The 9773-nt window shown below is 71.1% G+C and carries 9 protein-coding genes and 1 pseudogene; 3 read left to right on the top strand and 7 right to left on the bottom strand.

Features of this window, described 5'->3' with window-relative positions; translation table 11 throughout:
• Together ABD844_RS44405 and ABD844_RS44400 are read right to left on the bottom strand one after the other, a co-directional pair.
• A pseudogene (locus tag ABD844_RS44405) lies at window positions 1-279 on the bottom strand (bifunctional 3'-5' exonuclease/DNA polymerase); the annotation flags it as partial.
• A gap of 60 nt (window positions 280-339) precedes the next feature.
• Window positions 340-1446 (bottom strand): metallophosphoesterase, encoded by a 1107-nt coding sequence (locus tag ABD844_RS44400; protein ID WP_486348551.1) that lies wholly within the window; start codon window positions 1444-1446, stop codon window positions 340-342.
• A 526-nt stretch (window positions 1447-1972) separates the two neighbouring features.
• Here ABD844_RS44400 and ABD844_RS44395 point away from each other — a divergent pair.
• Window positions 1973-2389, top strand: a complete 417-nt coding sequence (locus ABD844_RS44395; RefSeq protein ID WP_344893006.1) for a tetratricopeptide repeat protein — start codon at window positions 1973-1975, stop codon at window positions 2387-2389.
• A 7-nt stretch (window positions 2390-2396) separates the two neighbouring features.
• Here ABD844_RS44395 and ABD844_RS44390 read toward each other — a convergent pair whose 3' ends face one another.
• From ABD844_RS44390 to ABD844_RS44370, 5 genes are all read right to left on the bottom strand, one after another.
• Entirely contained in the window at window positions 2397-3245 is an 849-nt protein-coding gene (locus tag ABD844_RS44390; RefSeq protein WP_344893003.1) for a carbohydrate ABC transporter permease, read from the bottom strand.
• A gap of 23 nt (window positions 3246-3268) precedes the next feature.
• On the bottom strand, window positions 3269-4207 hold the full coding sequence (locus ABD844_RS44385; RefSeq protein ID WP_344893000.1) for a carbohydrate ABC transporter permease: 939 nt from the start codon (window positions 4205-4207) through the stop codon (window positions 3269-3271).
• A gap of 3 nt (window positions 4208-4210) precedes the next feature.
• Window positions 4211-5584, bottom strand: a complete 1374-nt coding sequence (locus ABD844_RS44380; RefSeq protein ID WP_344892997.1) for an ABC transporter substrate-binding protein — start codon at window positions 5582-5584, stop codon at window positions 4211-4213.
• Between the two features lie 49 nt (window positions 5585-5633).
• Window positions 5634-6947, bottom strand: coding sequence for an ADP-ribosylglycohydrolase family protein (locus ABD844_RS44375; protein WP_344892994.1), 1314 nt, complete (start codon window positions 6945-6947; stop codon window positions 5634-5636).
• Window positions 6948-7012: 65 nt separating this feature from the next.
• The gene (locus tag ABD844_RS44370; RefSeq protein ID WP_344892991.1) at window positions 7013-7996 is read right to left on the bottom strand and encodes a LacI family DNA-binding transcriptional regulator; all 984 of its coding nucleotides are present in this window, start codon (window positions 7994-7996) and stop codon (window positions 7013-7015) included.
• 201 nt (window positions 7997-8197) lie between these two features.
• On the opposite strand from ABD844_RS44370, the gene ABD844_RS44365 reads away from it, so the two are divergent.
• Together ABD844_RS44365 and ABD844_RS44360 are read left to right on the top strand one after the other, a co-directional pair.
• A complete protein-coding gene (locus ABD844_RS44365; protein ID WP_344892988.1) occupies window positions 8198-9190 on the top strand; it encodes an ADP-ribosylglycohydrolase family protein in 993 nt (330 codons plus the stop codon).
• On the top strand, window positions 9187-9773 hold a 587-nt coding region (locus ABD844_RS44360), incomplete at its 3' end, for an ADP-ribosylglycohydrolase family protein (protein WP_344892986.1). The genes ABD844_RS44365 and ABD844_RS44360, both read left to right, overlap by 4 nt.

The raw sequence follows: 9773 nt of genomic DNA, 5'->3' as shown, positions 1-9773 counted from the left end.
GGCCCGCGCCGAGCGGGGCTCGCCGTAGCGGCCCTCGTAGGCCAGCAGCAGGCCCTCGGTGAGCGCGAGGTCGTGGCAGCGCGCGACGCGTACGCCCCGCTCCAGCAGCGGCGGGTACGTCTCGCGCGCGTCGGCCCACACCCACCGCGGCCGCTCGGCCGCCTCCAGCTCGCGCACCGCCGCGCCCAGGTCGGCGGGACGGCGCGCGGTGCCCCCGACCGGCAGCACCGTCTCTCCAGCGACCACCACGTACACGTGGTCAAGAGTGCCAAACGCCACCGACAGAACCGTCGGTCAGGGCCCCGGGGTGACGGCGCGCGTCGTCACCCGGCCGTCGGTTCAGGGCGCCAGGCTGATGCGCACCTCGTCCTCCAGCGGCGGCTCCAGCTCCTGCCCCAGGCAGCCGGTGGCCGCGAAGCAGCGCAGGGTCAACTCGTCCGGCGTCACCGTGGCGTGCAGGAACTGCTTGAAGAACGGCGGCGTGTCCCAGTCGGACAGCTCGGACAGGTAGCGGTGGAACACCTTGTCCACCGGCAGCCGCAGCGGCCACGGCCAGGCCCCGAGCAGCCGCGCCGCCCACCGCATCCGGCGCGTGATCCGGACGTCGGCCCCCGGGTTCCTGGCGGGCTCGTTCCTGATGTGCTCCGACATGATGCGCAGCGCCTCGGACGGCGTCAGGTAGATCCACCGCATCCGCAACCGTCTGGCGTAGAGCTGGCTGTAGAACGACAGCGAGTCGCCGCGCAGCGGGTAGCATTTGAAGTCGTCCTCGTGCACGCCCGCCACGTCCACCCGCTGGATGGTGTGCGTCGCGTGCATGAACGCCCCGCCGCCGCCCGAGACGATGTACTGGATCACCCGGTCGCCCACCTTGACCGGATAGCGCTGGTAGTTGTGCACGTCGCCGCCGATGGCCGCGACGTACCGGTGGGCCGGGTCGCGCACGATGTCGTCGATCGTCCCGCCTTCCTCCAGCGGCGACGGCTTGTACGCGTTCCCGGTGTAGATGGGCTTGCCGGTCACGAGGAGCTTCGGCCGGGGATCGAGCGACACCCGGCGCAGCCACGCGGTCTGGGCCCTGTCGATGACGTTCCTGATGCCGGTGTCGACGCCCACGACGAGCAGGCTGTCGTTCTCGATCACCCAGTACGGCCCCGGCTGCGCCGCCTGCCCGCCCGCCTGCTGCGACGGCCTGCCGCGCAGCGCCCGCGCCTTGGCCAGCCGCGCCTCGTCGATGGCCTCCGGCTTGCGCCACAGCAGCCCGCGCAGCCCTCGGTCCGGCTTCGGCCTGAGTGGCGGCGCGTCGCAGAAGACCCGCATGAACCCGCCCAGTCCGTCGTACCAGTCGTGGTTGCCGGGGATCGCGTAGATGGGGGCGTCATAGTCCTGGTACGGGCGGAAGAACTTGTCCCCGTAGTCGTTGCCCGATCCCGTGGGATAGATCACGTCGCTGGCGATGATGGCGAAGGACGTATGTTCGCCCAGTTTCAGCAGGCCGGGGACGACGGCGTACTGGGAGGCGTCGCCTTCTCCGGTATCGCCTAGCAGAAGAAAACTGAAATTTCCCCCAATAGCTGGCTTGATGCGAAATTCCGGATCAATCCCGCGCGCTTCCTGGGCCGCCACCCACCGCGCCCGCACCTCCCCGGAAGGATCACCGAACAACCCCGCGAGGATCTCGTTGCGAGAGAGCCAGAGCGTTCGTAAATTCAGCCAGCTGAATCCTCGGGCATTGGGCCTGAGCTGCGCGAACGTACCCGTCTGCGAGCACGCCCACCCGGCGCCCTCCTCCGACACGCGGGAGGAGTGCTGCTTCCCGCGCTCGGCCGCGACTTCCACCATGCCCACATCTTTACCGTGATCTACCAATCGCGCATCCGAAACGCTGCGTACCGCGGGGAACACAGAAGGTTCGCCATGGTGTACCCTCACCCCCCAAACAAGCGGTTGGGACCGCCGAGGGGAGGCTCCCGTGACCCGAAAAGGCCCGGACGACCGGACCCGAAAAGGCACCTACGACGTGGAGGCCATCGAGGGTCTGCTCGCGTTCGCCGTGACCCGGCCCCGCTGGGGCGGCCGCGCGGCGCTCAAGAGCGCGAGCGAGGCGATCACGCGGAGCCGGGCGCTGGCCCAGCGGTCGCCGGGCGACTACACGGTGCTCCTCTCCCGATGCCTGCTCACGGCCGCGAAGCTGCTGCTCGGGCGGGGCCGGGCGGCGGAGGCCCTGCCGCTGGCGGAGGAGGCGGTGGCGCTCACCCGCCCGGTCGGCGGCGCGCCGCTGGTCGTCTCACTCGGCTGCCTGGCCACCGCCCTGGAGGCCCTGCACCGCTACAGCGAGGCCGCCGCCACCCACGCCGAGGTCGACCGCGTCCCACCACCGCCCGACTGACCGCCGCTCAGCCCGTCATCCCCGACGAGATGTAGCCCTCGATGAACCGGCGCTGCAGCAGGAGGAAGGCGACCAGCACCGGGATGACCATGATCAGGCCACCGGCGCTGATGAGCGTGTAGTCCTGCGTGTAGCCGGACTTGAACGCGAAGAACGCGGTGGAGACGGGCATCTTGTCCGTGCTCTGGATGAAGGTCACGGCGAGCAAGAACTCGTTGTATGCCGACAGCCCCGCGATCAGCGCGGCCGTCAGGAAGCCCGGCCAGACCATCGGCAGCACCACGCGGGCGAACACCTTCCACTCGCCCGCCCCGTCGAGTCTGGCGGCCTCCTCGTACTCCTTGGGCAGTCCGACCATGTACGAGCGGATGAGGAGCGTGGCGAACGGGCTGAACACCGCCCAGTAGATGATGATCAGGCCGAGCAGGTTGTCGTAAAGGCCGAGGTTGGTCCACAGGTAGAACAGCGGCACCAGGAAGAGCTGGATCGGCAGCGCCGAGGTGACCAGCAGGTAGAAGATGAGGAAGTTGCTGCCGGGCACGCGCAGCCGTCCCATGGCGTAGGCCGCGCACCCGGAGATCACGCACACTCCGAGCGCGGTGGAGATCACCACCACGACGCTGTTGGCCAGCCCGACGCCCATGGCGGCCTCCTGCCAGGCGTCGGCGAAGTTGTGCCACTGGGGGGCCGCGGGGAGGCCGAGCGGAGAGGTGGCCAGCTCCGACGGCGTTTTCAGCGCGTTGAAGCCGAACACCAGCATCGGGCCGACGGCGAAGAGCGCGAGCAGCAGCAGGACGCCGTACGTCGCGTACCGTCCGAGCGACAGTGCCCCGGCGCGCGCCGGCCGAGATGTCAAAGCGGTCGAAGTGGTCGAAGTGGTCAAATGTCCCACCCCCGGCGGCGCAGGTAGAGGAAGCCGGAGACCGCGATCACGCTGACCAGGGCCATGACGACGCCGATGGACGCCGCGTAGCCGGCTTGCAGGTTGGCGAAGGCGTTGCGGTAGAGCAGGGTGCCGAGCACGTCGGTGGATCCCGCCGGGCCGCCCTGGGTGAGGATGTAGATGTAGTCGAAGATCAGGAACGACCAGATGACGGTCATCAGCCCCAGGAACATCAGGGTCGGCCTGATGCCGGGCAGCGTGATGTGCCAGAACTCGCGCCACCTGTTCGCGCCGTCGAGCCGGGCCGCCTCGTAGAGCTGCGGGCTCACCGCCTGCATCGAGGCCAGGAAGATCACGACGAGGAAGCCCCACCACTGCCACGTGTTGACGAACGCGACCGTGCCCAGGGCCAGGTCCGGATCTCCGAGGAAGTTGACGTCCTTCAGCCAGGGCAGCCCGATCGCGGCCAGCCCGTCGCCGATTCCCTGGTCGGGACTGAGCAGGCTCTCCCAGATCGAGCCGGACACGACGGTCGCGACGACGTACGGGATGAAGTAGGCGACGCGGAAGAGCATCTGGAAGCGTCTGATGTGGGAGAGGAGAAACGCTCCGAACAGCCCCATCGCCATGGGCACCGTGAGGAAGAAGAGCGTCCACAGCGTGTTGTGCAGGAGCGCGTTGTGGAACTCGGGATCGCCGAGCAGGTTCGTGTAGTTGTCCAGGCCGACGAAGCTCGCCGGGCCGAGCCCGGTCCAGTCGGTGAACGAGTACCAGATCGACATCGCGCCCGGCGCGGCGATGACGACGACGTTCACCACCAGCAGCGGCGCCATGAAGGCGAATCCGACGGCGGCCCGGCGCAGCCTGGTGCGGCGCTCCGCGTGGCCGGGCCGCGCGGCCGGCGCCGCGGACCGGTGGACCTGCATGATGGCCATGGATCACGCCCCCGTCGGAGCGGGCACGGGAGGTCGCTGGCCGGCCTTCAGCTCCTCCTGGAACACCTTGTCCAGGCCCGCGCAGTAGTCCTGCGGGCTGAGCTGGCCGACGAGCACCTTCTCCATCTGCTCGTAGATGTAGGTGTCCGACTTGGGGGGCCAGAAGGTCCAGGTCGTGTAGCCGATGTTCGCGCCCGAGCTGAGCGCCAGGTACTGGCGCCTGACACGGGGGTCGGTGGACGCGGGGAAGTCCTTCTCCGCCACCTTGACGGGGGCGGGCGGCAGGCCGGTCGCGGCCAGCGTCCCCAGTTGGCGGGCCGGGTCGGTGACGAAGTAGTTGAGCACGTCCGCGGCCCGCGCGGGCTGGGCGCAGTCCTTGTTGATGGAGTAGGCGGCGCCGACCGACAGCGGCTGCACCCCCGCGGGCACGCCGCTGCCCAGCGACGGCAGGGGCGCGAAGTCCCAGGTCGCGTCGTTCCCCGCGGCCTCGCCGAAGTACGGGCCGATCTCGGCGAACGCCCACGACCCGTTGAAGACCAGGGCCGCCCCGCCGCCGGCGAGCTGCGAGTAGACGGTCGAGTTCTTGTTGGTGAAGTAGCGGTCCGTGCTGCCGCCGAACCAGCCCTTGTCGAACCAGCCCTTGAGCAGGTTGATCGCGTCGACGAAGACGGGGTCGGTCCACCTGCGCTCGCCGGTGAGCGCCTCGTAGAGTGCCGTGGGTCCGGCGAAGGTGTTCCAGACCCAGGTCACGTCCCACTCGGTGGCGGGCTTCCACTCCGCGTTGCCCGCGCCGACCGGGACCATGCCCTTGCCCTTGGCGTCCTGGCAGAGCGCCTCGAACTCGGCCAGCGTGGTCGGCGGCTTCCAGCCGTGCTGCGCGAAGGTGGCCGGGTTGTAGAAGACGGCCATGGTCTCGAGGTTGGCCGGCAGCGAGTAGAGCTTGCCGTCGACCCGTCCCGCGTCCAGCGCCCACGGCAGGAAGGCGTCCTGCCAGCCGTACTGCGCCACGTACGGGTCCAGCGGCAGCAGGTTGCCGTTGCCCACGTAGTTCAGGGTCTGCGCCGGGCCGAAGGTGGCGATGAGGTCGGGGCCGCTGCCCGAGGCGACCGCCGTCTGGGTGAGCCGGTCGATGGTCTCGATCTGCTTGACCGTCATGTTCACCTTGAGGGCGTCCGCTCCGGTCGCGGCCTTGTTGTAGGCGTCGATGAAGTTCTCCTTGAAGTACTTCTCGAGGTCCTTGGTCTGGAACGCGCCCCAATAGGTGATCTGGTCGCCGCCGGCGCCGCCCCCTGAGCCGCAGGCGGCCAGGGCCGTCGCGCCCAGGGCGGCCGCGCCGGACAGTTGGAGGAATCGGCGGCGGGAGAGTGGTTCGGACATGGGGTGGCCTCCGAGTTCTGGCGTGCTCGTCTCCGGGGAAGGTGGCTGGTTACTTGCTCATCGCCAGCCGTACGGCCCGGTCGGCGAGTTCGGAGATGCGGGAGCCGTCGAAGCCGCGGATCGCGCTGCGTGCGGTGTCGTTGAGCGGCTCGGTCCAGTGCGACGGCAGCCGCTTCGCGCCGGAGATGATCCCGGCGACGCTGCCGGCGGTGGCGCCGTTGGAGTCGGTGTCCCAGCCGCCCTGCACGGTGAGCCCGATCGTGGCGGAGAAGTCGCCGTCGCCCCAGAGGAGCCCGGCCACGACGAGCGTCGCGTTGTTGACCGTGTGGACCCAGGAGTAGTGGCCGTAGCGCTCCTCGATGGCCGCCCTGGCCTGCTCCCAGGTGACGCCGGTCGCGTGCTGCTCCAGGACGAACCTGATCGCCTCGGCCAGTCTGCTGCCGGGCGGCACGCAGGTCAGCGACGTCTCGACCGCCTGCCGCGCGTCGCCGGTGAACGCGGCGGCCACCAGCGCGGCCGCCCACATCGACCCGTACACGCCGTTGGCGGTGTGGGACAGCGCGGCGTCGCGGTAGGCGAGTTCGGCGGCGGCGCGCGGGTCGCCCGGGTTGACGTAGCCGAAGACGTCGGCGCGGATCTGGGCCCCGATCCACTCCCGGTGGGGGTTGTCGGCCTTGCCCGCCTCGTCCGGCGGGAGTCCGATCACCAGGTTGCGGTAGGTGAGCCGCTCGGCGGTGTAGGTCTGGGTGTAGGGCAGCCGGTCGAGCCATTCGGTGGCGACGTCGGCGGTGCCGAAGCCGAGCCCGTAGGTCTCCAGGATGTGCAGGCCGAGGATCGTGTAGTCGAGGTCGTCGTCGCGCGCGCTCTCCGTGATCCGGCCGCGGGTGGTGTAGGGCCAGAACTCGCGCAGCTCGAAGCGCTCGGGCATGGGGTCCAGGACGGGGATGTAGTCGCGCAGCGGGTAGGCGCCGGCCAGTTCCAGGTAGTCGCGCAGGTGGGCGGCCGTCCAGTGGTCGCCGTACTCGACCGGTTTGCCGAGGTTGCAGCCCGCGCAGCGGCCGAGCCAGGCGCCGAGCATCCGGTCCCGCAGCTCCGCCTCGCCGACGGCGGTCACCGGGGCGGCGGCGGGCAGGGTGGCGAGGATGCCGTCGAGGTCCTCCGGCTCGTCGCGGGCCCAGCGCTCGTCGCGGGTGGTGGCGTCGAGCTCGTCGAGGAAGGCGCGGGCCACCGCGGGGTCGTCGCCGTCGACCGCGGGCCGGGCCGCCGCGGGGAGGTCGCCCAGGTCGAATCCGCTCTCCGCGCGCTGGGCGAGTTCCCAGCGCAGCAGCTCACGAGGATCATGTGGTGGGTGGTTTCGCACCATTACTGCTCCTGTTGGTTCACATTCGGGGTGACGGGAAGGGCTTCGGCGTCACGGGCGGGGAGGGGTCAGGCCGAGTCACGGCGGACGATGGAGTTGGCGATGACGACCTCCCGGTAGGGCTCGGCCCCGTCGGCGGTCAGCCGCCGCAGCAGCGCCTCGCCGCAGGCCCGGCCCACCTCGCGCGCCGGGTTCACCACGGTGGTGAGCGCCGGGGTCACGAGCGAGGCGGCGTCGATGTCGTCGTAGCCGGTGACGGCGAGGTCGCCGGGCACGCTCAGGTCGAGCTTCCTGGCGGCGTCGAGCACGCCGATGGCGATGAGGTCGTTGGCGCAGGCGATCGCGTCCGGCCGGTCCGCCCGGTTGAGCAGGACCTCGGCCGCCTCCCGTCCCGCGTCCCGGGTGAAGCCGCCGCGGATGACGAGGTCGTCGCCGGCCACCCGGCCGGCCTCGGCCAGGGCCCGGTGGAAGCCCGCCTCGCGCCGGTCGCTGGGGCCGGTGTGCCGGGGGCCGCCGATGTACGCCACCCGGCGGCTGCCCCGTTCGAGCAGGTAGCGGACCATCTGCGCCATGCCGTCCTCGCCGCCGCTGCTGACCAGGTCGCCGAGGTCGGCGTCGAGGGGCCCGTCTCCGAGCCGTACCAGTGGCACGGCCTTCGCGTGCGACAGGAGGTCCTTCCTGGTGAGCTGGAACGGGGCGATGACCATGCCGTCGACGCGCCGCGTCGCCATCTCCCGTAGGAAGGCCAGCTCCTGCTCGCGGGTCCCGTCGGTGTCGCAGACGATCGCGTGGTACCCGGCGGGCACGAGCACGTCGTTCAGGCCGCGCAGGACCATCGGATAGAAGGGGTTGGTCAGATCGGGCACCAGCAACCCGACGGTCATCGTGCGCCGGGTGCGCAGCCCCCTGGCGAGCGTGTCGGGCTGGTAGCCGAGCTGCTCGATCACCTGGAGCACCCGGGTCCGGGTGCTCTCCGCGACCGGCCGGCGCCCGGACAGCACGTGGGAGACCGTGGTGACGGAAACACCGGCCCTGGCGGCGACCTCTGTCATCCCGACCCGTGCCAAGTCGACCTCCGAATACAAAACGTTTGGTGTGATGTGGGCGACACCCTCCCTCTCCGTCTCGGCATTGTCAATAGGCATGAGCAGCGATTTCAGGATCATGGCACGATTTCCCCGAGCGGTCTTGACGGCGTTCGAGGGCATCCGCTTCAGTAAGGATGCAAAACGTCTTGCAAGGAGATGGCGCCAGTGACCTCATCCTTCGAGCGCGTCTACGGCGCGCTCATCGGGCAGGCCGTGGGCGACGCGCTCGGCGCGCCGACCGAGGGCCTCACCCGGGAGCAGATCGTCGAGCGGCACGGATGGGTGTCCGGCTTCGTCGACGACGACCCGGCCGGCACCGACGACACCGAGTACGCGGTGCTGACCGCCCGCCTGGTGCTGGCTCACGGCACGAGCCTCACCCTCGACCAGGTGGGAGCCGCCTGGACCGCCAACCTGGTCAACCAGGTGGGCGGCTTCCACGGCGGCGGGTTCAGCGAGATGACCGCGATCAACAACCTCCGCGCCGGCCTCGCCCCGCCGGTCACGGGAAGCGACAACCACGAGATGTGGAGCGACGGCGCGGCGATGCGGATCGCGCCGGTCGGCATCCTGTGCGCCGGCGACCCGGCCGAGGCCGCCAGGCTGGCCGCGGTCGACGCCCAGGTGTCCCATGCCAAGGACGGCGTCTACTGCGCGCAGGTCGTCGCCGCCGGAGTCGCCGCGGCGATGACCGCCGACTCGTGGGAGCACGTGGTGGAAGCCGCGCTCGCCGCCGCGCCCGCCGGCTCCTGGTCGGCGCGGACCATCGGGCGGGCCGTCGACATCGGCTCCTCGCACCGGGAGCTGGCCCCCGCACTGGACGAGCTGTACGAGCGGATCTCGATCTTCCACTACCCCTTCGCCGACGTGGGGCCGGAGGCGACGGCGCTGGCGATGGGCGTCTTCGCGGCGGCACGGGGCGAGTACGTCCCCGCGGTGCTCGGCGGCGCCAACATCGGCCGCGACGCCGACACCATCGCCGCGATGGCCGGGGCCATGGCCGGCGCCCTGCACGGCTCCGAGGCGGTGCCGGAACGGTGGCGGCGGCGCATCAACGTCGTACGCGGCCACTGCATCCGCTCGACGGCCGGGACCGACCTGGCCGAGCTGGCCCGCGACCTGCACGCGGCGCTGCTCACGAAGGCGGGTGCCGCATGAGCGCGCCGGCCGTCTCCGCCCTGTCCCCGCGCGACCGCGCCCGCGGAGCCCTGCTCGGCCTGGCCATCGGCGACGCGGCCGGGATGCCCGCCCTCTACCACCGTTCCGCGCGCCTCGGCGGGCCGCGCGCGTGGCTGTGGCGGCTCGGCGCCGAGGCCGACGCCAACCAGGTGCTCCGCTTCCCCCTGCCGTTCACGCTCGGACGCCCGGAGCCGCTGGAGCTGTCCGGGACCGACGACACCGAGTTCGCCGTGGCCGCGGCGCGCATCCTGCTCGGCTCCGGCGCCGACGCCACCCGGGAGGAGCTGTTCGCGGGCTGGCGCGAGATGGTGGTCGACCGGGCCGGGGAGGTGTGGTCGGGCGTCGCGGAACGCTCCTCGATCGTCAACGCCGAGGAGGGTCTCACGCCCCCCGCGACCGGCAACGACAATCCCGCGCACTTCGACGACGGCGCCGTGGCGCGGGCGGTGCCCGTGGGGATCCGCCACGCCGGCCGTCCCGATCGGGCGGCCGACGTCGCCACCCGCCTCGCCGAGATCACCCACGCCGACGACGGCGTGTGGGCGGCGGCCGCGATGGCGGC

This window comes from Nonomuraea antimicrobica, from assembly GCF_039536965.1.
In the GTDB taxonomy this organism is placed as follows: Bacteria; Actinomycetota; Actinomycetes; order Streptosporangiales; family Streptosporangiaceae; genus Nonomuraea; species Nonomuraea antimicrobica.
The sequence above is the reverse complement of the archived record's forward strand: the minus strand, read 5'-3'. Positions and strand labels throughout refer to the sequence as shown.